25 protein-coding genes and 1 pseudogene are annotated in these 26343 nt (G+C 66.5%); 17 read left to right on the top strand and 9 right to left on the bottom strand.

Translation table 11 applies throughout. The features are described from left to right. The gene (locus D2V17_RS01665) at positions 1–2631 is read right to left on the bottom strand and encodes a helicase-related protein (RefSeq protein WP_425453606.1); all 2631 of its coding nucleotides are present in this window, start codon (positions 2629–2631) and stop codon (positions 1–3) included. Positions 2632–2832: 201 nt separating this feature from the next. Between D2V17_RS01665 and D2V17_RS01660 the strand changes: the two genes are divergently transcribed. Genes D2V17_RS01660 through D2V17_RS01635 form a run of 6 tightly spaced genes read left to right on the top strand, consistent with a single transcriptional unit; the run spans position 2833 to position 7463 of the window. Continuing rightward, positions 2833–4458: a peptidoglycan DD-metalloendopeptidase family protein gene (locus tag D2V17_RS01660; RefSeq protein WP_425453605.1), complete on the top strand. Its 1626-nt coding sequence runs from the start codon at positions 2833–2835 to the stop codon at positions 4456–4458. 47 nt (positions 4459–4505) lie between these two features. Beyond that, entirely contained in the window at positions 4506–5501 is a 996-nt protein-coding gene (hemB, locus tag D2V17_RS01655) for a porphobilinogen synthase (protein WP_119591407.1), read from the top strand. Then, positions 5494–6054, top strand: coding sequence for a GNAT family N-acetyltransferase (locus tag D2V17_RS01650; protein ID WP_119591406.1), 561 nt, complete (start codon positions 5494–5496; stop codon positions 6052–6054). Before hemB ends, D2V17_RS01650 begins: the two co-directional genes overlap by 8 nt. Further along, a complete protein-coding gene (locus tag D2V17_RS01645) occupies positions 6051–6632 on the top strand; it encodes a GNAT family N-acetyltransferase (RefSeq protein WP_119591405.1) in 582 nt (193 codons plus the stop codon). The genes D2V17_RS01650 and D2V17_RS01645 overlap by 4 nt, the downstream gene beginning before the upstream one ends. Beyond that, positions 6629–7204 (top strand): gamma carbonic anhydrase family protein, encoded by a 576-nt coding sequence (locus D2V17_RS01640; protein ID WP_119591404.1) that lies wholly within the window; start codon positions 6629–6631, stop codon positions 7202–7204. The genes D2V17_RS01645 and D2V17_RS01640 overlap by 4 nt, the downstream gene beginning before the upstream one ends. Beyond that, positions 7185–7463, top strand: coding sequence for a DUF167 domain-containing protein (locus D2V17_RS01635; protein ID WP_119591403.1), 279 nt, complete (start codon positions 7185–7187; stop codon positions 7461–7463). The genes D2V17_RS01640 and D2V17_RS01635 overlap by 20 nt, the downstream gene beginning before the upstream one ends. Here D2V17_RS01635 and D2V17_RS01630 read toward each other — a convergent pair. The 6 genes from D2V17_RS01630 to D2V17_RS01605 all read right to left on the bottom strand — a co-directional run bounded on the left by D2V17_RS01630 (position 7446) and on the right by D2V17_RS01605 (position 14690). Continuing rightward, positions 7446–8105 (bottom strand): YoaK family protein, encoded by a 660-nt coding sequence (locus D2V17_RS01630; RefSeq protein WP_119591402.1) that lies wholly within the window; start codon positions 8103–8105, stop codon positions 7446–7448. The two genes, D2V17_RS01635 and D2V17_RS01630, sit on opposite strands and share 18 nt — an antisense overlap. A 52-nt stretch (positions 8106–8157) precedes the next feature. Further along, positions 8158–8565 (bottom strand): group II truncated hemoglobin, encoded by a 408-nt coding sequence (locus D2V17_RS01625; RefSeq protein WP_119591401.1) that lies wholly within the window; start codon positions 8563–8565, stop codon positions 8158–8160. A 78-nt stretch (positions 8566–8643) separates the two neighbouring features. Beyond that, entirely contained in the window at positions 8644–10242 is a 1599-nt protein-coding gene (locus D2V17_RS01620; protein ID WP_119591400.1) for a cisplatin damage response ATP-dependent DNA ligase, read from the bottom strand. A 124-nt stretch (positions 10243–10366) separates the two neighbouring features. Next, positions 10367–11377 (bottom strand): ligase-associated DNA damage response exonuclease, encoded by a 1011-nt coding sequence (locus D2V17_RS01615; RefSeq protein WP_119591399.1) that lies wholly within the window; start codon positions 11375–11377, stop codon positions 10367–10369. A gap of 536 nt (positions 11378–11913) precedes the next feature. Beyond that, positions 11914–14283 (bottom strand): ATP-dependent Clp protease ATP-binding subunit ClpA, encoded by a 2370-nt coding sequence (clpA, locus tag D2V17_RS01610; protein WP_119591398.1) that lies wholly within the window; start codon positions 14281–14283, stop codon positions 11914–11916. 188 nt (positions 14284–14471) lie between these two features. Then, positions 14472–14690, bottom strand: a complete 219-nt coding sequence (locus D2V17_RS01605; RefSeq protein WP_119591397.1) for a DUF1192 domain-containing protein — start codon at positions 14688–14690, stop codon at positions 14472–14474. A 90-nt stretch (positions 14691–14780) separates the two neighbouring features. Here D2V17_RS01605 and D2V17_RS01600 point away from each other — a divergent pair, with 90 nt between their 5' ends. From D2V17_RS01600 to D2V17_RS01580, 5 genes are all read left to right on the top strand, one after another. Then, positions 14781–15797, top strand: a complete 1017-nt coding sequence (locus D2V17_RS01600) for an NAD(P)H-quinone oxidoreductase (RefSeq protein ID WP_425453608.1) — start codon at positions 14781–14783, stop codon at positions 15795–15797. Positions 15798–15845: 48 nt separating this feature from the next. Continuing rightward, entirely contained in the window at positions 15846–16748 is a 903-nt protein-coding gene (locus D2V17_RS01595) for a DUF8021 domain-containing protein (protein ID WP_119591396.1), read from the top strand. A gap of 191 nt (positions 16749–16939) precedes the next feature. Next, positions 16940–17812: a UDP-2,3-diacylglucosamine diphosphatase gene (locus D2V17_RS01590; protein ID WP_245978445.1), complete on the top strand. Its 873-nt coding sequence runs from the start codon at positions 16940–16942 to the stop codon at positions 17810–17812. An 18-nt stretch (positions 17813–17830) separates the two neighbouring features. Then, positions 17831–18874 (top strand): glycosyltransferase family 4 protein, encoded by a 1044-nt coding sequence (locus tag D2V17_RS01585; protein WP_119591394.1) that lies wholly within the window; start codon positions 17831–17833, stop codon positions 18872–18874. Positions 18875–19026: 152 nt separating this feature from the next. Then, the gene (locus D2V17_RS01580; protein ID WP_119591393.1) at positions 19027–19749 is read left to right on the top strand and encodes a DUF1013 domain-containing protein; all 723 of its coding nucleotides are present in this window, start codon (positions 19027–19029) and stop codon (positions 19747–19749) included. A gap of 90 nt (positions 19750–19839) precedes the next feature. On the opposite strand, the gene D2V17_RS01575 is transcribed toward D2V17_RS01580, so the two are convergent. Next, on the bottom strand, positions 19840–20241 hold the full coding sequence (locus D2V17_RS01575; RefSeq protein ID WP_245978428.1) for a bactofilin family protein: 402 nt from the start codon (positions 20239–20241) through the stop codon (positions 19840–19842). Then, on the bottom strand, positions 20234–21352 hold the full coding sequence (locus tag D2V17_RS01570) for a M23 family metallopeptidase (protein WP_119591391.1): 1119 nt from the start codon (positions 21350–21352) through the stop codon (positions 20234–20236). Before D2V17_RS01570 ends, D2V17_RS01575 begins: the two co-directional genes overlap by 8 nt. A gap of 293 nt (positions 21353–21645) precedes the next feature. Between D2V17_RS01570 and D2V17_RS01565 the strand changes: the two genes are divergently transcribed. From D2V17_RS01565 to D2V17_RS01540, 6 genes and pseudogenes are all read left to right on the top strand, one after another. Next, entirely contained in the window at positions 21646–22947 is a 1302-nt protein-coding gene (locus D2V17_RS01565; RefSeq protein WP_119591390.1) for a glutamate-5-semialdehyde dehydrogenase, read from the top strand. A gap of 26 nt (positions 22948–22973) precedes the next feature. Continuing rightward, the gene (locus D2V17_RS01560; RefSeq protein WP_119591389.1) at positions 22974–24029 is read left to right on the top strand and encodes an aldo/keto reductase; all 1056 of its coding nucleotides are present in this window, start codon (positions 22974–22976) and stop codon (positions 24027–24029) included. Beyond that, positions 24023–24709, top strand: coding sequence for a nicotinate-nucleotide adenylyltransferase (locus D2V17_RS01555; protein ID WP_119591388.1), 687 nt, complete (start codon positions 24023–24025; stop codon positions 24707–24709). The genes D2V17_RS01560 and D2V17_RS01555 overlap by 7 nt, the downstream gene beginning before the upstream one ends. Positions 24710–24846: 137 nt before the next feature. After that, positions 24847–25230, top strand: coding sequence for a ribosome silencing factor (gene rsfS, locus D2V17_RS01550; RefSeq protein WP_119591473.1), 384 nt, complete (start codon positions 24847–24849; stop codon positions 25228–25230). Between the two features lie 154 nt (positions 25231–25384). Continuing rightward, on the top strand, positions 25385–25807 hold the full coding sequence (locus D2V17_RS01545; protein WP_119591387.1) for a 23S rRNA (pseudouridine(1915)-N(3))-methyltransferase RlmH: 423 nt from the start codon (positions 25385–25387) through the stop codon (positions 25805–25807). A gap of 4 nt (positions 25808–25811) precedes the next feature. Next, positions 25812–26343, top strand: a pseudogene (locus D2V17_RS01540) (metalloendopeptidase); the annotation flags it as partial.

Below are 26343 nucleotides of genomic sequence, written 5' to 3'. Positions count from 1 at the left end.
CTAGTTGTTGCTCCCCAGGAGGTCGGCGAGCCCGGCAAAGGCGTTGCCGGTGGCCGGACGGTGGTCTCCTGCCGGGCGGGATTCGCGCTGGGGCCTGCCCTTCGCTTTCGCGTCGGGTTTGCCCCATCCTTTGCCACGATCCTTGCCCTGCTGCGGGTGGCGCGCTGGGCGGAAGTCCTTGCGCGGCGGGCGCCAGGTCCACGGCACGGGCCGGGGCGGGCCATAGGCGCCCTCGGCCATGGCCACGGGTTCGCCCTGGCGGAATCCGGCGTCCTTCATCAAGGCACGGAAGCTCTCGGGCGCGAGGCCCATGCTGGTAGCGAGCGCAGTGTCGATGGCGAAGCCGCGCACATCCTTGGTGTCGGCGATCTTGAGCCGCTGCTCGTGCGCAGCGCGGAACAGTTTTTCGGCCATGTCGAGCCGGACCGCCTGCTCGCCCGCGCGGCGATAACCGGCGGGAAGCTGCCTGCCGCCGGCGATTACCGGGGCCATCGTCTCCGACACCGGGCGCCGGTCAAGCCCCAGCTCGTGCAGCAGTTTTCGCGCGGCGGGGCGGAGCAGGGCAGGCACGAACACGTCAAGCGCGCCGATGGAGACGCCAAGCTTGCGCAGCAGCGGACGGCGCTCCTTGGGCAGGTTCGCAAGGCCCGCCTCTTCGCGCGGGACACTGCCGCCGCGTTCGGCGAGGGTGAGCAACAGGGCGCGCACTTCGCTGCCCGCTTCGGGGTCGCTGGTCGCATCCTCGATCGCGCGCAGCGGGGCGAGCGGGGCCAGCGCGCCCTCCAACCAATGGTCGAGCGCTTCGGAAAGCTGCGCGCGGTGCGCCGGATCGAGGTTGCCCAGCTCCTTGGCCATGACGAGCCGGGGACGGCTTGCGCTCTTGCCGCGTTCGAGCGTCGCCACCTGCTGATCGCCGCGCCACAGGCCGCCGTTCGTAATCGCGACATCGCCCAGTTCGGAGCTGATCAGCTTCTGCGCCTTTTGCGCGAGCAGCGCGGGCATGTGCTTTTCGGCGGCGGCGAGCATCAGCTTGCGGTCTTCCTGCCCGGCGGTCTGGTCGACCACGAAGCGAAAGCCCTCAAGGTGGCCGATGGCATGGTCTTCCACCATGACTCGCCCGTCGTCTTCCAATTTTACCCGCAAAAGTCCTGCATCCTTTCCCATTCCCCGCATCAGTACCGAGGTCCGGCGATTTACGAAACGTTCGGTTAGCCTTTGGTGAAGAGCATCGGACAGCCGCGCCTCCACCGCACGGGCGCGCGCGGCCATCTCGTCGCGCGCCAGCACCCAGTCGGGCCGCTGACAGATATAGGCCCAAGAGCGGATCGCCGATAGCCGTCCTTGCAGCGTGTCGATATCCCCTTCGGGCCGGTCAAGCTCGCCAATCCGATTGGCGACGAAGTCGGCGCCGATATGGCCATCGCGTAGGTCGCGCCACAGGCGGGCGACAAAGCGTGCGTGGGCGTCGCTGCCCTGATGGCGGAAATCGGGGAGCTGGCAGACCTCCCAGAACCGCCGCACCTGCGCATGGCCGCGCGCGGCCTCGCGAATCTCGCTGTCTTCGGCGAGGCGGCGCAGCACGGCGAGGTCGATCGCTTCGGGCGCGGCGGCCATGGCCGGATGGTCGGGGCGCATTTCGAGGTCGGCGATCAGGCGGTCGATTGAATCGAAGCGCGGCTCGGGGTTGCGCCAGTAAAGCTTGGTCAGCGGGGCGAAACGGTGCTGCTCGATGGCGTAGACTTCGTCGTCGCTGAATTCGAGCGGTGCGTGTCCGCGATTGCCCGAGAGCGTACCGAAGCTGCCATCGGTGTGATGACGGCCCGCGCGCCCGGCGATCTGTGCCATTTCGGCGGGGGTGAGGCGGCGCTGGCGCACCCCGTCGAACTTTTCCAGGCCCGCAAAGGCGACATGGTGCACATCGAGGTTGAGGCCCATGCCGATGGCGTCGGTGGCGACGATGTAGTCGACCTCGCCCGACTGGAACAGCTCGACCTGGCGGTTGCGCGTCTGCGGGCTCAATGCCCCCATCACCACCGCCGCGCCGCCGCGAAACCGGCGCAGCAGCTCGGCGGTCTGATAGACCTGCTCGATCGAGAAGGCGACCACCGCCGAGCGCTTGGGCAGCCGCGACAGCTTGACCGGGCCGGAGTGGTGCAGCGTGGAAAAGCGCGGCCGCTCCTCGATCCGCGCTTGCGGCACCAGCGCGCGCACCAATGGCTCCAGCGTGCCCGCGCCGAGGATCATCGTCTCCTCGCGCCCGCGCGCATGCAACAGCCGGTCGGTGAAGATGTGGCCGCGATCCCGGTCCGCGCCGAGCTGCGCCTCGTCGAGCGCGACGAAGGCCTTGCCGCCACCGTCGCCCAAACCGTTTCTGGGCATGGCCTCGGCGGTGCACAGGTAATAGCGCGCCTGCGGCGGTTCGATCCGCTCCTCGCCGGTGATCAGCGCGACCTGTTTGTCGCCCTTGATCGCGCGCACCCGGTCATAGACCTCGCGCGCCAGCAGGCGGAGCGGAAAGCCCATCGCGCCGCTCGAATGGGCGCACATGCGCTCTATCGCGAGATGCGTCTTGCCCGTGTTGGTGGGGCCGAGCACGGCGCGAATGGTCGCATTGGCGTCAGAGCGGGGCACAATGACCCAATCATGGCGGGCCGTTCGGCTTAGCGCAAGGTGGCATGGGCGATCGGCTGGGCGCTCGTCCGAATCGGTTCGTCGCCATTAGACGGGAATTAACTTTATTGCGGCAGGCGTTTAGCTAGGAAAACGCGCAGTATCGCAGAATGGCCCGGCACGCCTTCGTGCGCAGGTGCGCGCCGGGCTGCAAGGAGCAGAGTGTTGGCCAACAAGCGCAGGGCGATCGTGTGGAGCGAGGACAACGCACCGCGACCGCCTGCCCAACCCACCACCGAAAGTCTCCCCGCAGCCGCGCCCACCGGCGAGGGCAAGCGCCGCATTGCGCGCTTTTCCGGCAAGGGCGAGCGGCTCGACCAGTGGCGCCGCCGCATTGCCCTGCTGTTCCAGCGCAACGAACTGGCGACCGACCTTGCGCAGGATATCGGCTCGGCCCGCTGGCTGCGCGGCACCGCCACGATGCTCGGCCTGTCTGCCGTGGCCATCGCGGCCTGGCCCGGATTTTCGCCGGTCGAAGCCGCGCCTGCCATGCGCATCGACGACCGGGTGCGCGATGAATTCCGCAGCCAGATGATCATGCCGCTCGCGCTCGGTGCCGACAGCGGCCGCCGAATGGGCGCGACCTTCAAGGTGGAAGAACTGGCCAGCGCACCCGAACGTCCACGCATCGATCTGGTTGCCACGCTGACACAGGGCGACGGGTTCGAACGGATGCTGCGCCGGGCCGGAGTCGGCTCGGGTGAGGCGGAGCAGATCGCGTCGATGGTGGCAGGGGCCATGCCGCTGCGCGAGATCGCGCCGGGTACGCAGGTTGACATCACGCTTGGCCGCCGCGCCGCGCCCGATGCGCCGCGTCCGGTCGATGCGCTGTCATTCCGTGCGCGGTTCGATCTGCAACTGGCGGTCGAACGGCGCGAGAGTGGCGCGCTGGCGCTGGTGCCGCGCCCGATTGCGGTCGATGCCACCCCCTTGCGCATTCGCGGCACGGTGGGCGAGGGGATTTACCGTTCGGCCCGCGCTGCCGGTGCTCCGCCGAGCGCGGTGCAGCAGTTCCTGCGCACCATCGGTCAGGAGCTGAACCTCGACCGCGACATCTCGGCCACCGACGAGTTCGACTTCATCCTCGACTACAAGCGCGCCGCCACCGGCGATATCGAGGTCGGCAAGCTGCAATATGCGGCGATCCTGCGCGACGGCAAACCGCGCAAGCAGATGATGCGCTGGGGCCGCGAGGGTCTGTTCTACGATGCCGGCGGCGTTGGTGAGCAACGGCAGGGCATGGTCGCGCCCGTCCCCGGTCCGATCTCTTCGGGCTTCGGGATGCGGCGGCACCCGATCCTCGGTTATCGCCGGATGCACTCGGGCATGGACTTCCGCGCCCGCAGCGGCACGCCGATTGTCGCGGTGAGCGATGGCCGTGTGGCGTCCGCCGGGCGCGCCGGGGGCTGCGGCAATACGGTGAAGCTGTCGCACGGCGGCGGGCTGGAGACGCGCTATTGCCACATGAGCCGGATGGCCGTCCGCTCGGGCCAGTCGGTCAAGCGCGGGCAGGTGATCGGCTATGTTGGCTCGACCGGGCTCTCGACCGGGCCGCACCTGCACTATGAAATGTACCGGAGCGGGCGTGCGATCAATCCGGCGAGCGTCAAGTTCGTCACCCGCGCGCAGCTTGAGGGCCGTGAACTGGCCAATTTCCGCGCCAGCCTCGCCCGCTGGCAGACGGTCGAGCCGGGGGCAGCTCTGGCCGACCTCGCGCCTGCCGCCAGCGCCAGCGAGGAACCGGTGCGCGAAATCGACCGGCTGGAGAACCGCCAGCGCGTCAACTGAGCGCGTTACCATTGCCTGCGCGGCCGATTTTCGGCAGGAGCGCTGGCATGACCAGAGCCTATCCCGCCACCCGCCTTCGCCGCACCCGCACCCACGGCTGGAGCCGTGCCATGGTCCGCGAAACCGTGCTTACCCCGGCCGACCTGATCTGGCCGCTGTTCGTCACCTCGGGCAAGGGGGTGGAGGAGCCGGTCGGCGCACTTCCCGGTGTATCGCGCTGGTCGGTCGATCTGATTGCTAGCCGTGCGAAAGAGGCCGTGGCGCTGGGTATCCCGTGCATCGCGCTGTTCCCCAATACGCCGCACGAAAAGCGCAGCGACGATGGCGCCGAGGCCTTCAATCCCGACAACCTGATGTGCCAGGCGATTAAAGCGATCCGCGATGCCTGCGGCAACGATATCGGTATTCTCACCGATGTCGCGCTCGATCCCTATACCAGCCACGGGCAGGACGGGCTGGTCGACGCCTCGGGCTATGTCACCAATGACGATACGGTGGCGGTGCTGGTCGATCAGGCGCTGACCCAGGCCGAGGCCGGGGCCGATATCATTGCCCCCTCCGACATGATGGACGGCCGCGTGAAGGCGATCCGCATGGCGCTCGAAATGGGCGGCCACCACAATGTTCAGATCATGGCCTATGCCGCCAAATATGCCTCGGCCTTTTATGGCCCGTTCCGCGATGCGGTCGGTTCGGGGGGGCTGTTGAAGGGCGACAAGCGCACCTATCAGATGGACCCGGGCAATGGTGAAGAGGCCATGGCCGAAATCGCGCTCGACATTGCCGAGGGTGCGGACAGCGTGATGGTGAAGCCGGGCCTTGCCTATCTCGACCTGATCTGGCGGGCGAAGCAGCGTTTTGAAGTGCCCGTGTTCGCCTATCAGGTATCGGGCGAATATGCGCTGATCGAGGCGGGTGTGGCGGCAGGCATCGCCGACCGCGAGGCGCTGCTGATGGAAAAACTGATCGCCTTCAAGCGCGCAGGGTGTTCGGGCGTGCTGACCTATCACGCCCCGTTCGCGGCCAGGTTGCTGAATGGCTGATCTCATTCTCGCCACCGAGCGGCTGGACCTGCGCCCGGTGAGCGAGGCGGACCTGCCGTGGTTGCTGGCGGAGATGAATACGCCCGAGGTGATGCGCCACCTCGGCGGCCCGCGCAGCGAGCAGGCCGTGACTGAAAACCTCGCGGCCGATCTGGCCGCCATGGCCGAGGGCCGCTGCATTCGCTGGACGATCTGGCACCGCGACAGCCAATGCCGGGTGGGGCGGACGGGGCTGTTCTTTATCCGCAGCGCTGCTGCCCCGGATGGCCTGCGCGGACAGCGCGAGATCGGATGGAGCCTCGCCAGCGCGCACGAAGGCTATGGCTATGCCACCGAGGCGGCGCGCGCGGCGCTCGCCTATGCGTTCGAAACAATGGGCGCGGAGGCGGTCTATGCGCAGGCCAGCGACCACAACGGCCCCTCAACCCGCCTGATGGCGCGGCTCGGCTTGTTGCGTGTGCCTGACTTCGACTACGACGACCCCGACTACGAGAGGCAAGAAAATCCCACGCGGGTCTACGGCCTTACCCGCGCCCAATGGAGTACCCAATGAGCGACCAGCCCGCCATCATCCTCGAAACCGAACGCCTGCGCATTCATATGTGGGACGACGCTTCGTGGGCAGACTTCGTCCGCTACACCAACACACCGGCGGTGATGCGCTGGCTCAACGGAGTGCGCGATGAGGCGGGCACCGCCCAGACCCGCAAGCGTCTCGAAGGATTTGTCGAGGAGTTCGGTCACACCTTCTGGTGTTGCCGCCGCAAGGACGATGGCGGCCATCTTTCGGGCGCTGTGCTTGGCATGGTCGGCTTCAAGCGCGCGACGACCGAAGGCACGAAGGTTCACGGCATGCTCGAAATCGGCTGGCGGCTACGCGAGGATGTCTGGGGCAAGGGCTATGCGAAGGAAGGCGCGAGCGGCTGCCTCGACTATATCTTCGCCCAGCGTGACGAGGATGATGTGGTGGCGCTGACCGTGGCGGAAAACACCGACAGCTGGGGCCTGATGCAGCGGCTGGGGATGCAGCGGCGCGAGGAGTGGGACTATGAAGACCCGACCTTCCCCGCCGAGCTGAACCCGACCATCGTCCACCACATCACCCGCGCGCAGTGGCTGGCGCAGCGATGACCTTCGCCGAGCGGTTCCCCGGCGCCACCATCCTCCCGTTTGAGGACAAGGTGCCGCAGATTCACGAGACCGCCTTTGTCGCGCCTGGTGCGCGGATCATCGGTGATGTCACCATCGGCCCGCAGGCAAGCATCTGGTACAATTGCGTGCTGCGCGGCGACATTCACCGCATCGAGGTCGGCGCGCGGTCGAATGTACAGGATGGCTCGGTGTTCCACGTCGAAGGCCCGCGGCCCGACACCGATGGTTGCCCCACCATCATCGGCGAGGACTGCGTGATCGGCCATATGGCGCTGGTCCACGGGGCGACTCTGGCGGACAAGGCCTTCGTCGGCATGGGCGCGATCGCGATGGACGGGTGCCATGTGGGCGAAGGCGCGATGCTGGGCGCAGGTGCCTTGCTTAGCCCCGGCAAGGCTATTCCACCGCGCGAAATCTGGATCGGGCGTCCGGCCAAGTATTTGCGCACGATGGACGCGGCGCAGGTGGAGAAAATCCGCTTTCAGGCCGAGCGCTATTGCGCGCTGGCCGAGCGGCATCTGGCGACCTTGCGTGGCGAAACCGAAGCCTGATCTCCCGCCCGCCGAGGCGATCCGCGCGCTGGCCGACGGTGAGGGACGGCTGGCCGTGCGGGTAACGCCGGGCGCGCGCAGCGAGGGCGTCGCGATTGTCGATGGCGCGGTGCAGGTGAAGGTGCGTGCCAAGCCGCAGGACGGTGCCGCCAACGATGCGGTGATCGGCCTGCTGGCCAAGGCGCTCGGCTCTGCGCCCTCGCGGCTCACCTTGTTGCGCGGCGCAACTTCGCGCAGCAAGCTAGTTCGTCTGGACTGACTCGCGCGCCTCGATCCGCCAGGCCGCCAGAGTAAGCCCCAGCACCCACAGCGCGCCCAGCCAGCCCACCACAGGTTGCGCATGGAGGTAAACCAGCGCGCCGACAAAGCCGCCGCCCGACAGGCTCGCCCACAGCAGCAGGCTTTCGAAAGCCCCGCGCCGCCGCTGCGCGCTGCGCTTGATGAGCCCCGCCAGCCCTTCGCCCACCCGCACCAGCGCGCCGGTCATATAGGTCACGCCGAGCGCAACCTCGCCGCTCTTGCGGAACACATTGTTGATCGCGCCCATCGCCAGCACCGCGCCGAGCAAGAGGCCGAGCGTGAATCCGAAGGCTTGTGCCGCAGCGGCGGCGAACAGCAGCAAGGTGGCCGCGATCAGCACCGAGGTCTTGCGCCATGGCTCGAACCGGTCGGCGACCAGCGCGCCGAGCGCCACGCCGACCACGAACCCCCCCAGCAACATCCCCGCAATCGCGGCTGCGCTCGATCCGCGCGCGAGTTCGACGCCGAACCGGGTGGTGTTGCCCGACATGAACGAGACGAAATAGCGGTCCGCCGCGAGGAAGCCGCTGGCATCGACAAAACCGGCCGCACCGGCGATGGAATAGGCGAGCACGCGGTCAGCGCGGGACATGCGATACATGCCGCCTACCTGCGCTACGAGAGCGTCCTGCGCAATTGGATTGTGGTGGCGCTCAGCCTGCCATTGCCGCGGTGCGGGCCAGGCCGCTGGCCATCATCTCGAAGCGTTCGTTCATCAGCTTGCCCACGGGGTGATCGGCCAGGTCGCAATCGGCAAAGGCATGCGCCATCGCCTCTACCCATTGGCCGGCGGTCTCGGCAGTGATGGGGAAGCCCGAGTGCATGCTCATCATGCATTTGCCCGGATTGGCCTCGAACCAGTCGCGCGGGCCGCCTGCCCAACCGGTGAGGAACCCGGCCAGCGAGGCGCGCATCGGGGTGAGATCGGCCGCGTGGATGGCGCGCAGCTCGGCATAGGCCGGGTCGCTGTCCATCAGGTCGTAGAAACGCTCGACCACGGCTGCGATAGCGGGCTGGCCGCCGAGCTGTTCGTAGGGCGTGGCTTTGGGCTGATCGGTCAAGGCAAGGTCTCTCGGGCAGAAGGGTTGAGCATGCCCTGTGCCGCGCGCACGTTCACGGCTCCTTGATCTGCCGCAAGTCTAGTCGCGCACCAGCGCAAGCAGAGCTTCGATGCGGTCCGCCTCGTGCGCGGGCTTGTCCCAGCGGATGCGGTGGATGCGCGGGAAGCGCATGGCGAGGCCGGACTTGTGGCGCTTGCTCGCGTGGACAGAATCGAAGGCGACCTCGAACACGAGGCTCTTGTCGGTTTCGCGCACAGGGCCGAAGCGGTTGACGGTGTTCTGCCGCACATGGCGGTCGAGTTTTTTCAGTTCCTCGTCGGTGAAGCCCGAATAGGCCTTGCCGACCGGGAGCAGCTCGCCGCCCTCGTCGGGATCGGCGGTCCAGCAGCCGAAGGTGTAGTCCGAATAGAAGCTGCTGCGCTTGCCGCTGCCGCGCTGGGCATACATCAGCACGCAATCGACCAGCAGCGGATCGCGCTTCCACTTGTACCACAGCCCGGTCTTGCGGCCCGCGACATAGGGGCTGTCGCGGCGCTTGAGCATCAGGCCTTCGATGGCCTCGTCGCGCGCGCCCTCGCGGATCTGCGCGAGCTGGGCGAAGTTCTCGGCCTCGACGATTTGCGAGAGGTCGAAATGGCTGTCGGGCAAGCGCGGCATCAGCGCTTCGAGCCGGGCGCGCCGGTCGCTCCATGGCAGGGCACGCAGATCATCGCCGCCGATGGCGAGCGCATCGTATAGCCGCACAAAAGCCGGGGCCTCGGCGAGCATTTTCCTGCTGACGGTCTTTCGGCCCAACCGCTGCTGCAAGGCGTTGAAACTCGCCGCGCCGCCTGTTTCGCCGCCTTGGTGGCTGCCACGCACCAGCAGTTCGCCATCGAGCACCGCCGGGATGGCGAGCGCGTCGATCAGTTCGGGAAAGGTCGCGGAAATGTCGTCGCCCGAGCGTGAATATACTCGCGTTTCGCCACCCACATGGACCAGTTGCACGCGGATGCCGTCCCACTTCCACTCGGCCACGTAGTCGGCGAGGTCGACCTCGGTATTTTCCAGCGGGTGGGCGAGCATGAAGGGGCGGAACAGCGGCATGTTCGCGGTATCGGGCGGAGCGGCGCCCTCGGCGGCCCAGGCGAACAGTTCGGCATAGGGCGGGGCGAGCGCGTGCCACAATTCCTCGACCTTATCGACCTCGACATCGAAGGCCTGCGCAAAGGCGACCTTGGCCAGCCGCGCCGACACGCCCACGCGCATGCCCCCGGTGGCGAGCTTGAACAGCGCATAGCGGCCCTTCGCGTCGAGGCGGTCAAGAAGCCGTGGCAAGTCAGCCATCACGCTGGCGCGGGTCATGGCGGCAAGGCTGGCGACGGCTTCGGATACCGTGGGGGGCGGGGCGTCGACGGGGCGCAGCGGCTCGGGCCAGAGGAAGCTGGCGGTTTCGGCGGTGTCGCCCACGAAGTCGCGGCTGAGGCTCCACAGTACCGGGTCGACCCGATCCTTGAGCAGGTTGCGGATGGTGGAGCTTTTCACTGCCGGAAAGTCGAGCCCGTCGGTCAGCGCGGCGAGCGCCCAGCCGCGATCAGGATCGGGTGTGACTCGCAGATAGTCCGCGATCAGCGTGAGCTTGCCGTTGCGGCTGCGCGTGTAGATCAGCGCATCGACGAGGGCGGCGAATTGTTCCATCTGTCAGGGTTCTCTGCCCGAAACACTCAGCCGGACACCGTTCGTGTCGAGCGAAGTCGAGACGCGCCGCACAGGTGTCTCGACTTCGCTCGACACGAACGGACCGACGGTTCGGGGAAGAAACTCAGTCATCCTCATCCTCATCCTCATATCCCACCAGCGCCAGCGCGCGGGCCTTGCGCTGGTGCAGCTCGTGCCAGCGCAGCAGCGCCTCCTCGCGGCCATGGGTGATCCAGGTCTCGCGCGGGTTCACCTCTTCGACCGTGCGCGTCAGCTCGTGCCAGTCGGCATGGTCGGAGATCACCAGCGGCAGCTCGACATTGCGCTGGCGGGCGCGCTGGCGCACGCGCATCCAGCCGCTCGCCATGGCGGTGATCGGATCGGGCAAACGGCGGCTCCAGCGGTCGTTCAGCGCCGAGGGCGGGCAGATGACGATAGCGCCGCGCATATCTTCCTTGGTGTGATCGGCCACCAGCCGCAGCTCGCCAAGCGGCACGCCGAGCTCTTCATAGAGGCGGCACATCCGTTCCATCGCGCCGTGGAGGTAGATCGGATCGTGATGGCCTGCCGCGCGCAGTTCGGCGATCACCCGCTGGGCCTTGCCCAGTGCATAGGCGCCCACCAGCACGCAAGCCTCGGGGTTGGCCGCCAGCGCGCCGAGCAGCTTGCCGATCTCCTCGGCAATCGGCGGGTGGGTGAAGATCGGCAGACCGAAGGTCGCCTCGGTGATGAAGATGTCGCATGGCGCGAGTTCGAACGGGGCGCAGGTCGGATCGGGGCGGCGCTTGTAGTCGCCGGTGATCACCACCCGCTCGCCCGCGTGTTCGAGCAGGATCTGCGCCGAGCCGAGCACGTGCCCGGCGGGCAGATAAGTGGCATCGACAGAGCCTGCGAGCCGTAAGGTTTCGCCATAGGCGACGGGCACCGCGCCCGCCCGCGTGTTGTAGCGCAGGTCCATGATCGCGAGCGTTTCCGGGGTTGCAAGCGTTTCGCCGTGGCCGCCGCGCGCGTGGTCGGCATGGCCATGCGTGACCAGCGCCCTTTCGACCGCCACCGAAGGATCGACCCAGCAATCGGCCGGGGCGACGTAGATGCCCTGCGGGTGCGGCTGGATCCAGTGGGGGGCGGAGCTCATAGTCTATAAACTGTGCGGAAAGCTGTGGAGTTCCTGTCGTCAGCTCGGTTGACAGGCGAAAATATAGCTCGGGCACATATTGAACTGGGATTCGCAATGTGCGAACAAACTGCGTCCAGTATGGATACAGGGTCGTTGGGAAAAGTGGCCGCGTGACCGAGTTCACTGCTCTCGTTTAGAAGTTAAACGAGTACTGACGAGGCCAACGTCGAGTGTGCTGACACACACTCTCCCAACGGCCAAAGCGCCAGCGGATATAAGAACGCACAAATACGCTTCTCATAGCCACCTCCTTTGTTTGAAGATCGGGTAGAGCCCGACGTCTCCGAAAAGCCTCTCGCCTCTCGCGCTCAAAAGGGGCTCAAGGTTCTGAGATCAAACAAAGTGGTCACGCGACCAATTTCACTTCAGTACTGCGAGACCGATTCGGTCAAGGACGCCTCGGGTTTATCCCCCAAGACTCTGGTGGATAACGCAAAAGGGCGGCACTGGGGTTCCAGCGCCGCCCTGCGGTAAGTCAGTAATTGGGGGGACGATCAGTCTTCCGAGGTGCTGCCCTCGGCCGAGGCATCGCCTTGCTGTTTCTTCGCGGCCGGCTTCTTGCGCGCCTTCTTCGGCTTGGCCTTGGGCGGAGCGGCGGTCAGCTCGAAGGTCAGCTTGTCTTCCTTCACGTTGACATGGACCTCGCCGCCGTGCGCGAGCTTGCCGAACAGCAGCTCTTCGGCGAGCGGCTGCTTCACCTTCTCCTGAATCAGGCGGCCCATCGGGCGCGCGCCCATCAGCTTGTCGTAGCCGCGTTCGCCCAGCCATTCGCGCGCATCGCTGTCGAACTGGATGTGCACGTTCTGGTCGGCCAGCTGCAGTTCGAGCTGGAGGATGAACTTGTCGACCACGCGGCTGATCGTGTCCTTGCCGAGATAGCCGAACGGCACGATGGCATCCAGGCGGTTGCGGAATTCGGGGGTGAACATCTTCTTCACCGCCTCTTCCGCCGCCTCGACCTTGGTGCCGCTGCCGAAGCCGATCCCCTGCTTGGCCGCATCCGACGCGCCCGCATTGGTGGTCATGATCAGCACCACGTTGCGGAAATCGACCGTCTTGCCGTGGTGATCGGTCAGGCGGCCGTTATCCATCACCTGCAGCAGGATGTTGAACAGGTCGGGGTGCGCCTTCTCGATCTCGTCGAGCAGCAGCACGCAGTGCGGGTGCTGGTCGATGGCATCGGTGAGCAGGCCACCCTGATCGTAGCCGACATAGCCCGGAGGCGCACCGATCAGGCGCGAGACGCTGTGGCGCTCCATATATTCGGACATGTCGAAGCGCTTCAGCTCGATCCCCATGATCGAGGCAAGCTGGCGCGCGACCTCGGTCTTGCCGACGCCGGTGGGGCCGGAAAACAGGAACGAGCCGATCGGCTTGTCAGGGTCACGCAGACCGGCGCGCGAAAGCTTCATGGCGGTAGAGAGGCGATCGATCGCCTGATCCTGCCCGAACACCACGCGCTTGAGGTCTTTCTCAAGGTTGGCGAGCGCCGCCTTGTCGTCCTTGCTGACCGACTTGGGAGGAATGCGTGCCATGGTCGCGATGACCTTCTCGATCTCCCTCGCGGTGATCGTCTTGCGGCGGCGGCTCGGCGGCACCAGCATCTGCATCGCGCCGACCTCGTCGATCACGTCGATGGCCTTGTCGGGCAGCTTGCGGTCATTGATGTAGCGCGCGCTCAGTTCCACCGCGGTCTTGATCGCATCGGGCGTGTACTTGACCTTGTGGTGTTCCTCGAAGGCCGTGCGCAACCCGCGCAGGATCTTGATCGTATCCTCCACCGAAGGCTCGTTCACGTCGATCTTCTGAAACCGGCGCAGCAGGGCGCGGTCCTTCTCGAAGTGGTTGCGGAACTCCTTGTAGGTGGTCGAGCCGATGCAGCGGATCGCGCCCGAAGACAGCGCGGGCTTGAGCAGGTTCGAGGCGTCCATCGCCCCGCCGCTGGTGGCGCCGGCGCCGATCACCGTGTGAATTTCGTCGATGAACAGGACGGCCTCGGGCATTTTCTCCAGTTCGGAGACGACCTGCTTCAGCCGTTCCTCGAAGTCACCGCGATAGCGGGTGCCAGCGAGCAGCGAGCCCATGTCGAGCGAATAGATCACCGCCTCTTCGAGCACCTCGGGCACGTCGCCCTCGACGATCTTGCGCGCGAGGCCTTCGGCGATGGCGGTCTTGCCGACGCCGGGGTCGCCCACGTAGAGCGGGTTGTTCTTCGAGCGGCGGCACAGGATCTGCACCGTGCGATCAACCTCGGGACCGCGCCCGATCAGCGGGTCGACCTTGCCGTCCAGCGCCTTCTGGTTGAGGTTCACGCAGAACTGGTCGAGCGCCGAATCCTTCTTGTTCTTGGGGTCGGGCTTTTCCTCGGCCTTGGCCGCCTCGGGCTCTTCGGTGCCTTGCGGGTTGCGGTTCTCGATCTGGCGGCCGTTCTTGCCGATGCCGTGGCTGATGAAGCTCACCGCGTCCAATCGGCTCATATCCTGCTGCTGGAGGAAATAGACCGCATAGCTGTCGCGCTCGGAGAACAGCGCGACCAGCACATTGGCGCCGGTCACGGTGTCCTTGCCCGAGGTCTGCACGTGCAGGATCGCGCGCTGGATCACCCGCTGGAACCCGGCGGTCGGCTGCGGATCGGCCTGGTCGGAGGATTTCAGCGACTGGTATTCCTGATCGAGATACTGCCGCACCACGTTCGCCAGCTCTTCCAGGTCGACCCCGCAGGCGGTCATCACTTCGGCCGCGTCGGAATCGTTGACCAGCGCCAGCAGCAGGTGTTCGAGCGTCGCATATTCATGCGTGCGGTCGATCGCGTGCTGGATCGCGGTGTGGAGGGTCTTTTCGAGGTTCTGCGCGAAACTGGGCATTGCAGTCTTTCGGTTGGCTCAGCCAGCCCGCGGGCCGGCAAGGGAACCAGTGTGCGGCTGGCATAGTGAACGGAAGGCTAATGACGGCTTGAGGGAAAACCGGCCCTGCACGGGGCGGGTCTGTTCGTGATGACCGATATGGTGCGCCACTGCGCAATTGCGAGGGGAAAGCGGGGCCGGGCGGCCTCTCACTCGCCCCCTCCGCTGCCGGGCCTCGGCTTGAACAGCTGATCGGCGAGGCTGCGGTGCGCGGCGGCCTTGGCATGCTGCACCTTGATGCGCGCGATCTCGGCTTCGAGCAGCGCGATCCGTTCCATCAGCTCGTCCTGCGAATAGCGGTCGAGATCCTCTTTCGCCAAGAGGCTCGCCGCATCGCTACGGACTCGCGGGAGATCGTCGCCATCCATTGCCCTGCAACATCACTATCGGATTGCTTGCTGTCAATGGCTCCGGCTAAGTGGGGGCGCAGCCAGAGCCAGACGGGGGAACGCAAGGCAATGGGGGACAAGGTGAATTTTCAGGTGCCGGATCGCATGGCGGCGATAACCATCAGCGAGCCGGGCGGGCCGGAGGTGCTTGCGCTGGCAGACCAGCCGGTGCCGGTGCCCGGTCCGGGCGAGGTGCTGGTGAAGGTTGCCTATGCCGGTGTCAACCGGCCCGATTGCCTCCAGCGCGCGGGGCTTTACCCGCCGCCGCCGGGGGCCAGCGCGCTGCCGGGGCTGGAGATTTCGGGCACCATCGTGGGCGCGGGCGACGCCGAGGCGGCGGACTGGCTTGGACGGCGGGTCTGTGCGCTGGTGAGCGGGGGCGGCTATGCGCAATACTGTGTGGCGAAGCTGGGCACCTGCCTGCCGGTGCCCGACGCCTTGCCGCTGGAGCAAGCCGCGGCCCTGCCCGAGACGCTGTTTACCGTGTGGCACAATGTGTTCCAGCGCGGGCTGGCGCGCGATGGCGAGACGCTGCTGGTCCACGGCGGCACCTCGGGCATTGGCTCGATGGCGATCAAGCTGGCCAAGCTGTTTGCCCTTACCGTGATCGTGACTTGCGGCAGTGACGACAAGTGTGTGGCAGCGCGCGAGCTCGGGGCCGACCACGCGATCAACTACAAGACCGCCGATTTCGTCGAGGAGGTCCGCGCGATCACCGGCAAGGCGGGCTGCCAGATCGTGCTCGACATGGTCGCGGGCTCTTACACCCAGCGCAATCTCGATTGTCTTGGCGAAGAAGGGCGACTGGTGACGATTGCCGTGCTCGGTGGAGCAAAGGCCGAGGTCAACATGGCCAGGCTGATGGTGCGCCGCCAGACCATGACCGGATCGACCCTGCGCGCCCGGTCCGACGCCTTCAAGCAGCTGCTCGCCGCCGAGATTGCCTGCGAGGTCTGGCCGCTGGTGGAAGAGGGCGACCTGCGGCCGCAGATGGACCGCGTCTTTCCGCTCGCCGAGGCGGCCGAGGCGCATCGCCGGATGGAGGCGGGCGATCACATCGGAAAAATCGTCTTGGCAGTGGACTGACAGGCGAGACTTGTTCACAAGTGGCATTGTAACGGGAGATACAATGCCATGACTTCGAACCCGGCCCCGATCGCCACGCGCGAGGAGCTTTACTCTGCCATCGACACCTACCTTGCCGCACTCGCGGCGAAGGACGTGTCGCGTGTCGCTTGGGCGGACGACGTAGTTTTTACCGAAAACAACGTGCAGCTGATGCTCGGTGACGGCCTGTGGAACACCATCACCAAGGTGCGCGACACCTATGATGTGAAAGCAGCCGATCCGCAGACGGGTCAGGCGAGCTGGTTCGGCATTGTCGAGGAATCGGGCGATGCGGCGGTGATGGCGATGCGCATCGCCATGCAGGCCGGCAAGATTACCGAGGTCGAAACGCTGGTCTGCCGGCCGAGCGAACTCGGCCCGTTCCCGCAGATCGACGATGCCCGCCGCCCACGTGCCGTTCTGGCCGAGGACGTGCCCGAAGCCCAGCGCCGCCCGCGCGAACGCCTGATCGCGATTGCCGATGGCTATTTCGACACGCTTCAGAACAACGACGGCGAGCTGTTCACCGATTTCACCGATGCATGCGACCGGATCGAAAACGGGTTGCAGACCACCAATGTCGATATCGAGGGCTATCCGATCTCGAAGATGGGCTGCGCCGATCAGTTCCGCCTCGGCCAGTATATCTACGATGACCGCCTGCGCGACCGCCGCTTCCCGCTGGTCGACGAGGAGAAGGGCATCGTGGTCGCCGCCGGCTTTATCGACCACTCGGGCCGCCTCACCGATATCACATGGACCGATGGCAGCCGCCACAAGTCGATCTTCACCTTCCCGCACAGCTTCGTGCTGCTCGAACTGTTCAAGATCGTCGACGGCAAGATCGCCGAGGTCGAGGCGGTGTTCGTGACCGTGCCTTACAACATGACCTCGCCATGGGTCGGCAAGCAGCCCTACGTGGTCCGCTAAGCACCCATCCGGCACCGCTCGATGTTTCGGGCGGTGCCGCCTAAACGTAACATTGTCAGCCATTTGACCCCGAAATGTGGGGCTGCTGTCACATTCGTGCGCCATAAACCTGAGCCCAAGGCACAACAAATCGGGGCTTGGGCACCATGTTCGGCAACCATCTGGAAGATGTCTTCGGCGGCGCTACGCCGATGGCCACGATCAGCGACTTTTCTAGGGCCAGGCCCTCCGTTCCCGAGCCGGAGGACACGGGCCGCCGCACCTATCGCACCGTGTGGATCTCCGACATCCACCTCGGCACCAAGGGCTGCAACGCCGAGCTGCTGATCGATTTCCTCGACAATGTCGACTGCGAAACGATGTACCTCGTGGGCGACATCATCGACGGCTGGCGGCTGAAAAAGAAGTTCTACTGGCCCGACGCGCACAACGACATCGTGTGGCGGATCATGAAGCGCGCCAAGCGCGGCACGCGGGTCGTCTATATCCCCGGCAACCACGACGAGATGTTCCGCCAGTTCACGGGGCTCGACTTCGGCGGGATCGAGATTCGCCGCGCCGCCTTCCATGATACCGCCGATGGCCGCCGGCTGATGGTGCTGCACGGCGACGAGTTCGATGCCGTGATGCTGTCGCACCGCTGGCTCGCCTTCGTGGGCGATGCGCTTTACACCTTCATGATGGGGCTCAGCCACTGGGTGAACGTGGTGCGCCGCAAGCTTGGCCTGCCTTACTGGTCGCTGTCGAAGATGGCCAAGCACAAGGTCAAGAACGCGGTCGAATTCATCGGCCAGTATGAGGAAGTGGTGGCCCGCGCCGCAGCCGAGCGCGGGGTCGACGGGGTGGTCTGCGGCCACATTCACACCGCCGAACACCGCATGTTCACCCATTCCGGCAAAGAGATCGAATACTGGAACGACGGCGACTGGGTCGAAGGCTGCAACGCGCTGGTCGAACATGCCGACGGTACGATGGAAATCCTCCACTGGCCCGACGAAATCGCCGCCCGCGAGGCAGAGGCGGCGGAGCGGGAAGCCGCCACCGCAGTGGCCGTCGCGGCCTGATTGGCGCGGGGTTTTCCGATGAAGATCGCCCTCGTAACCGATGCCTGGCTCCCGCAGATGAACGGGGTGGTGCGCACGCTGACCACAGTGGTGGCCGAACTGCGCAGCCGTGGGCACGAGGTCGCCGTCATCTCGCCCGACCTGTTCCGCTCGGTGCCGTGCCCGTCCTACTCCGAGATCCGGCTGGCCCTGACCGGCCTGCGCAAGGTGGGGGCGCTGCTCGATAGCCTGTGCCCCGATGCGATTCACATCGCGACCGAGGGGCCGCTCGGCTGGGCGGCGCGGCGTTACTGCCTAAGGCTCGGCTATCCGTTCACCACCGCCTATCACACGCAGTTCCCCGACTATGTCGCCAGCCGCACGGGCCTGCCCGCCAGCGCGATCTGGCCGCTGATCCGCCGGTTCCATGCCCCCGCCGAGCGGGTGCTGGTGGCCACCGAGACCATCCGCGAGCAGTTGCGCGACCATGGCCTGACCCATCTTCATCACTGGAGCCGGGGTGTCGATCTCGCCACCTTCGTGCCCGACTATCCGCCGCCCGACCTGTTCTTCGAGCTGCAACGGCCGATCCAGCTCTACGTCGGGCGCGTGGCGGTGGAGAAGAACATCGAGGCCTTTCTCGACAACAGCCACCCCGGCTCCAGGGTGGTGGTGGGCGATGGCCCCGCGCTCGACCGGCTGCGACAGGCCTATCCCGAGGCGCACTTCCTCGGCCGCCGCTCGGGCGAGGCGCTGGCCGCCTGCTATGCCGGGGCCGATGTGTTCGTGTTCCCGAGCCGTACCGATACCTTCGGGCTGGTGATGATCGAGGCGCTCGCCTGCGGCACGCCGGTGGCGGCCTATCCGGTCCCCGGCCCGCTCGACGTGCTGGCACCCGGCAGCGGCGCGATGGCCGAACGGCTCGAAGACGCCATCGCCGAGGCGCTGACCTTCTCGCGCGAAGACTGCCTTGCGGCGGGCCGTACCTATAGCTGGGAGGCCAGCGCCGACCAGTTTTGCGAGGGCCTTGCGCCGATCGCGCGCGAAGTGCAGATGGCGGGCCTGCGCGCCGCTGCCGCCTGACGACGGGCGGCCTCGCGCGGCGCTCTTGCGCGAAATCCTTGCCGTCTTTCGACAATTGGCCTACATGGAGGCTCAAGGTCGGCCGTCCCGCGAGGGGCGGCCCTTTTATTTCGGGCCGAATTTTCCGCCCGATCTGCACTTGGAGAATCACCGTGGCCCAGCCGACTCCCCTGATGCCGCATGCGACCGCCAGCTGGCTGGTCGACAACACCGCGTTGAGCTTCAGCCAGATCGCAGAGTTCTGCGGGCTGCACATTCTCGAGGTTCAGGCCATGGCCGACGACCTCGCCAGCTCGAAGTACACCGGGCGCGACCCCGTGCACTCGGGCGAGCTGACTCACGCCGAGATCGAGCGTGGCCAGGCCGATGCCAACTATTCGCTGAAGATGCAGAAAGCCCCGGTCGACGTCAGCCGCACCAAGGGCCCGCGCTATACCCCGGTGTCGAAGCGTCAGGACAAGCCCGATGGCATCGCCTGGATCATCCGCAGCCACCCCGAGATTTCGGACGCGCAGATCGGCAAGCTGATCGGCACCACCCGCAACACCATCAACGCGATTCGCGATCGCAGCCACTGGAACATCGCCAACATCCAGCCGAAGGACCCGGTGACGCTGGGCCTGTGCTCGCAGCGCGAGTTGGATGCGGCCGTGGCCAAGGCGGCGAAGAACATCCCGGTCGTCGAAGGCGAGGAAGTCGAAGTGCCGGTGATCGACCAGCGCGACGACAAGGAAAAGCTGATCGAGGAACTGCGCCGCGAACGCGAGGAAGCCGCCAAGGCCGCCTCCGAAGCCGCGCAGGAAGCCGAGGCCGAGGCATGGCTCGAAGCCAGGCGCGCTGCCGAAGCGGGCGAAAGCACCCCCGGCCAGGGCTGATCGGGGCCTTTCCCGTCAGGACGAGAAATTGCAAAAGGGGCGGCCTTGCGGTCCGCCCCTTTCTCCTCTCCAACCGGCTATTCGTGAAAATCAGTTCGGCAGCAGCATCTGGTCGCTGTCGGCGCCGGGCAGCGGAGCCACGTCGACCTGCGCATTGCCTGCGGCCAGATTGGCCCCGTGCGGCGCGAACCGGCCATTGACCTGCGCGCCCTGCTCGATGGTGAGCGTCTCGTAGCTGACATCGCCGAGGATGCGCGCGGTCTTGAGGATCACCAGCTCGACCGCGTCGATCCGGCCTTCCACCGTTCCCGCGAGCCGCGCGCTCTGCGCCTTGACCTCACCCTCGATCCGGCTGCCTTCGCCCTGCACCAGCGAGGCGCAGGCAATGTCGCCGATCACACTGCCATCGACATGCAGGTCGACCGAGGCCTCGACATTGCCGTGGATGGTGACATCCGGCCCGAACACCGAAAAGGTGCCGGAACTAGCCACCCGCCGTCGCTCCGCCTGGCTCCCCGGCGATGCGGGAAGGGCTGCTGGATCTTGCTTCTTCAAGAACATGCGGGGCTGTCTCCAGGAACGGACGCGGGTTTACCGCGCGCCCGTTGATGCGAACTTCGAAATGCAGATGCGGCCCGGTCGAGCGGCCCGAGCTGCCGATGGCGCCGATCACCGCGCCGGCCTCGACCTTCTGGCCGACCTTCGCCGATGAGCGCGACATGTGGGCATAACGGGTGATCATGCCCGACCCGTGGCTCACCTCGACCGTGCGGCCATAGCCGCCCTTGAACCCGACGAAGGTCACCTCGCCCTCGGCGGCGGCGTGGATCGGCGAGCCATAGGGCGCGCGGAAATCGAGGCCCGAGTGCATCGCTGCGTGGCCGTTGAACGGATCGTGGCGCACACCGAAGCCCGAACTGATCGACCCGGCATCGGCGGGCATCACCTGCGGCACCCCGTCCAGCCCGCGTTCGAGCGCGCTCATCCGGGCAATGCTGAGGCCCAGCCGTTCGAAGCGGGGATCGAGCGAACCGTCGCTCTCGGTCGACAGCAGTTCGAGTGGGCCACCTGTGGCGACCCGGTCCTGCGCGAGGATCGAGGCCGGATCGAGCCCGAGCGAACGCAGCGCCTCCTCGGCGCGGCGCGAACGGCGGTCGGCAAAGCGGGTCATGCGCTCGACGAAGGCGAGCTGGCGGGCCTCAAGCCGGGCCAGACCAACCGCCTCGGGAAAGCTCTCACCCACCAGGCTGATCAGGCGCGTGGCCTCCTTGCTCGAATCGCTCACGGTGTCGTCGGCGCTGTCGGTCAGCAGGTCTTCGGGCAGTTCGTCGGCGAGCTGGTCGAGCACATCCTGCCGCTTGGCAAGATCGGCCATGGTGGCATCGAGATCGCCGCGATAGGCGTCCAGCCGGTCTTCCGACCTGGCGACGGTCGCCTCGCGGTCAAGCAGCGAGGCCATTTCGCTGCTGGTCTGGTACTGGGTGACCGCCATGGTGCCGAGCGCGCCGAGCCAGAGCAGGCCAGCCGTCAGCACGACGGCGGCAGCGCCCATCTGCAGGCGCGAGCTGACCTTGATGAAGCGAACCTGCCCTTGCGAGCGCATGAAGAACTCACGCTCGGGAAACCAGGAGCGGACGCGCGCAAGGCGCTTTGCAACCTTAGGAAAAACCAATGTCGACCCCGCTTGACGCGTTACCCCTGTCCGCGGGGGGCGATAGCGGAAGCGTGTGTGAGGTCGACCGCTTGGGGTGCTGAGACGGGATGAACTGACGGTTGCGCGGGATGAGTCGTGCGGATTTGCGAAATATTTTCGCGGGATGCGGGAACTTTTTGACGACTCGAGTGTGCGCGAATCGCCCCCTGACAAGCCGTCGCAGCAATGGTAGGTTTGCCTTTATGGATATTGAACTGAAGACACGCACGGCCGATTCCGGCCAGAACACCCCCTCCGATTGCGAGCAGATCGTACACGATCTGGCGCGTGCCGGGCGCAAGGCGCAGCGCGTGCTCGCGCTGATGAGCGATGCCGACAAGGCAGACGCCCTGCGCGCCGCCGCCGCCGCCATCCGCAAGGCTGCGCCGGAAATCCTCGCCGCCAACACGAAAGACCTCGATGCGGGCAAGGCCAATGGCCTCGCGCCTGCGATGCTCGACCGGCTGATGCTCGACGAGCAGCGCCTCGACGGCATTGCTTCTGCAATCGAGAACGTGGCGAGCCTGCCCGATCCTGTCGGTCAGGAGATCGATCGCAGCACCGTGCCCTCGGGGCTCGAACTGGTGCGCCGGCGCATTCCTATCGGCCTGATCGGGATCATTTACGAGAGCCGCCCCAATGTCACCGCTGATGCGGCGGCGTTGTGCCTGCGCTCGGGCAATGCGGCGCTGCTGCGCGGCGGGAGCGAGGCGGTCAATTCGAACCGTGCGCTGCACGCTGCCTTCACCGAGGGCGTCGCCAGCAAGGGCGTGCCCGCTGAGGCGATCCAGCTGATGCCGACGCAGGACCGTGCCGCCGTGGGCGCGATGCTCAAGGCTGCGGGGCTGGTCGACATGATCGTGCCGCGCGGTGGGAAAAGTTTGGTCGAGCGGGTGCAGAACGATGCCCGCGTGCCGGTGCTCGCGCACCTCGACGGCATTTGCCACACCTATATCCATGCCGCTGCCGATCCCGAGATGGCGAAGAAGCTGGCGCTGAACGCGAAGATGCGCCGCACGGGCATCTGCGGCGCGATGGAGACGCTGCTGCTCGATGCCAACTTCCCTGCCTCGCAGGACGTGGTGGCCGCGCTGCTCGATGCCGGGTGCGAACTGCGCGGCGATGCGCGGGCACGGGCGCTCGATTCACGGATCGGCACGGCTTCCGATGAGGACTGGGACACCGAATATCTCGACGCCGTGCTCTCGGTGGCCGTGGTTGACGGTCTCGATGCCGCGCTCGAGCATATCGCGCTTCATTCCTCGGGCCACACCGAAGCCATCGTCACCGCCGACCAAGCGGCTGCCGCGCGCTTCCTCGCCGAGGTCGACAGCGCCATCGTGATGCACAACGCCTCGAGCCAGTTCGCCGATGGCGGCGAATTCGGCCTCGGTGCCGAGATCGGCATTGCGACGGGCCGCCTGCACGCACGCGGGCCAGTGGCGCTCGAGGGGCTGACCACCTACAAGTGGCAGGTCCACGGCACGGGGCAGGCACGCCCCTGAGCCGCGCCGCATAGGGGAGAGGCCGAATGCGCTACAACCGACTGGGGACGACCGGGATGGTCGTCTCCGAACTGTGCCTTGGCGCGATGACCTTCGGCAACAAGCCGGGCGGCTTCTTCCAGCACGACCTCGATCAGGCGGCTTCGACCGCCTTGGTGAAGCAGGCGCTCGATGCGGGCGTGAACTTCATCGACACCGCCAATGTCTATTCGTTCGGGCAGAGCGAGCAGTTCACCGGGCAGGCCCTGCGCGACCTCGGCATTGCCCGCGACCAGATCGTGATCGCGACCAAGGGCATGGGGCCGATGGGCGAGGGGCCGAACGATGGCGGCTACAGCCGCTATCACCTGCTCGGCCAGATCGACGCCAGCCTTGAGCGGCTCGGGCTCGACCATGTCGATCTTTACCAGATCCACGGCTGGGATCCGAACGCCAATATGGAGGAGGGCCTGCGCGCGCTGGAGGACATCGTGCGTTCGGGCCGCGCGCGCTATGTCGGCGTGTCCAACTGGGCGGCCTGGCAGATCGCCAGGGCGCTGGGCATTGCCGAGCGGCGCGGGTGGGACAAATTCGTTTCGAATCAGGCCTATTACGCTGTTTCCGGGCGCGAACTGGAGCGCGAGATCGTGCCGATGATGCGCTCGGAAGGGTTGGGCCTGCTGGTGTGGAGCCCGCTGATCGGCGGCCTGCTCTCGGGCAAGTACGATTTTGGCAAGGATGGTGCGGTGAAGGGCGAGGGCCGACGCATGACGCTCGATTTCCCGCGCGCCGACATCGGTCTTGCTGCGCAGGCGGTCGATGCGATGCGCCCGATGGCGGCTGAGCGTGATGTGTCTGTGGCAGCGGTGGCACTGGCGTGGTTGCTGCATCAGGAGGTGGTGTCGAGCGTGATCATGGGCGCGCGCAAGGCCGACCAGCTGGCGCAGAATCTCGCCGCGACCGATATCGAGCTGAGCGCGGGCGAGCTGGAACAGCTTGCGGCTATCGGTACGCCCGATGACGACTATCCGGGCTGGGCGATCAAGGCGCAGAACCATCGCCACGGTTTCCGCATCACTCCGCGCCGGGCTACCTCTTGCTGACACGCGTCCAGCGACGAGGCCGCGATGGTCCGCTGACCGGGCTGCTGGGCGGGAGCTTCAACCCGGCTCATGCAGGGCATCGGCGCATCTCGCTGTTCACGTTGGGCGCGCTCGATCTCGACGAGGTCTGGTGGCTGGTTTCGCCCGGCAACCCGCTGAAGCCGCGCGCGGGCATGGCTCCGCTCAGCGCGCGCGTTCGCTCGGCCCGGCAGCAGAGTCGCCGCGCTCCGATCAGGGTCACCGCAATCGAGCGCGACCTTGGCACCCGCTACACCGTCGACACGCTGCGCGCGCTCAAGCGCAGGTTCCCCCACCGCCGGTTCGTGTGGCTGATGGGATCGGACAATCTCGCCCAGTTTCACCGCTGGAAAAGCTGGCGCGCCATCGCGCGGGAAATGCCCATTGCCGTGATTGCCCGCCCCGGCTATGATGCCGATGCCCTTGCAAGTCCTGCAATGGCCTGGCTGCGGCGTTACCGGTTATCTGCAGCCCGCTTTCGCAACCGGGGCGAATGGAGCGCACCCGCTCTGATAGAATTGCGTTTCGATCCCGATCCGCGCTCGGCGACAATGCTGCGCGAACAGGATCCGCACTGGGCGGACGGATATTCCGGCGCACCGCCTCGCGACGAAGTGACGCATTCTCTCATTCATGTGTCCCATAGGGAGCCGGCTGCGTGAGCCGCCGGGCCTCGCTATTGCCCATGAGCATTTCCCTATGAGGAGCCTGACCTTTCGTGATGACCGAAGCGAGCACACCAGCGCACCCGCGCCGCAGCGACATCGGCACCAGCACCAGAGCAGCAACCATATTTGCAATGACTGACCAACTTTCAGAAATCGAAGCGGTCCCCGGATCGCTCCACGCCATGATCCTCAAGCAGCTTGACGACGATCAGGCGCAGGAAATCGTTTCGATCCCGCTCGAAGGCAAAAGCTCGGTGGCCGATCACATGGTGATCGCCTCGGGCCGTTCGACCCGGCAGGTCGCGTCGATGGCGCAGAAGCTGGCCGAGGAGCTGAAGAAGTCCGGCGAGCCGAGCCCGCGGATAGAGGGCCTGCCCGCCGCCGACTGGGTGCTGATCGACGCGGGCGACGTGGTGGTCCACCTGTTCCGCCCCGAAGTGCGCAGCTTCTACAACCTGGAACGGATGTGGGGCTTCGGCGACGAAGGCAAGCGCGAGGCCGTGGGAAGCGCGTAGCTATCTTTGCGCTCGCCCATCCGGGCGAGCGTCCTCGGCGCTATTCCCTTCGCCCTTTTAGGGCTGCGGGGCGCCTGCGGGCGGCCAGTCGCCTCCTTCGGCAGGCTCAGGACATGCTTGCGGTCGCAGAGCGACCGATTTAGGCCTCCTTCCCATGCTGCTCCATGTCATCGCGCGCGGAAAGATCGCCCGGTCGCCCGAGGCCGAGCTGGTCGCGCGCTATGAGAAGCGCATCACCTGGCCGCTCAAACTCACCGAACTGCCCGAAACCGGCGGTCGCATCCCCGAGCCGCTCACGCCCATGCGCACCGTGCTGCTCGACGAGAAGGGCAAGAACCTCTCGTCCGAAGAGCTGGCCCGTCAGCTCGAACAATGGCGCGATGGCGGCATGCGCGAGTGCCGCTTCGTGATCGGCGCCGCCGATGGCCACGCGCCCGAGGAACGTGAGGCGGCGGACCTGCTTATTTCGTTCGGCAAGGCGACCTGGCCGCACCTGCTGGTACGCGCGATGGTGATGGAGCAACTTTTCCGCGCCACCGCGATCCTTGCCGGGCACCCCTATCATCGGGCAGGATAGCGCGATGGACCGCCTCATCCTGCTGCTGATTGCCGCCGGCCTGTTCGCCGCCACGGCCTTCGCGCAGGCCCCGGTCATGTTCGACAATGCTGACGATACTCGCGCCGCACTTGCCCAGGCGCTGGCCGAGCGCCGCGCTGCCGAGGCACGCAGCGCGCAGTTCGAGCAGCAGGCCAGCGAGGCCGAGGATGCCGCCGAACGCTACGCCGCCGAGGCCGCTGCCACCGCCGCGCGCATCCAGCAGGCCGAGGCGGGGATCGCCGCCGCCCATGCCCGCATCGCCATGATCGACCGCGAGCGGCTCGATCTGCGCGAGGAGATCGGCCATCAGCAGCGCCCCGTCGTTCGCCTCACGGCGGCGTTGCAGAAGTTCTCGCGTCGTCCGGTGGCGCTGGCGGTGCTCCGGCCCGGCTCGGTCAAGGATGTCGTCTATCTGCGCGCGCTGATGCATGATGCCGTGCCGCAGGTGCGCGAACGCACGCAGGGGCTGCGCGACCGGATCGCACGCGGGCGCGAGCTGCGGGGCGAGCAGCTTG

It is taken from the genome of Aurantiacibacter xanthus (genome assembly GCF_003584015.1).
Lineage (GTDB): Bacteria > Pseudomonadota > Alphaproteobacteria > Sphingomonadales > Sphingomonadaceae > Alteraurantiacibacter > Alteraurantiacibacter xanthus.
Note: the sequence above shows the minus strand (reverse complement) of the source record. Positions and strands in the feature narration are given on the sequence as shown.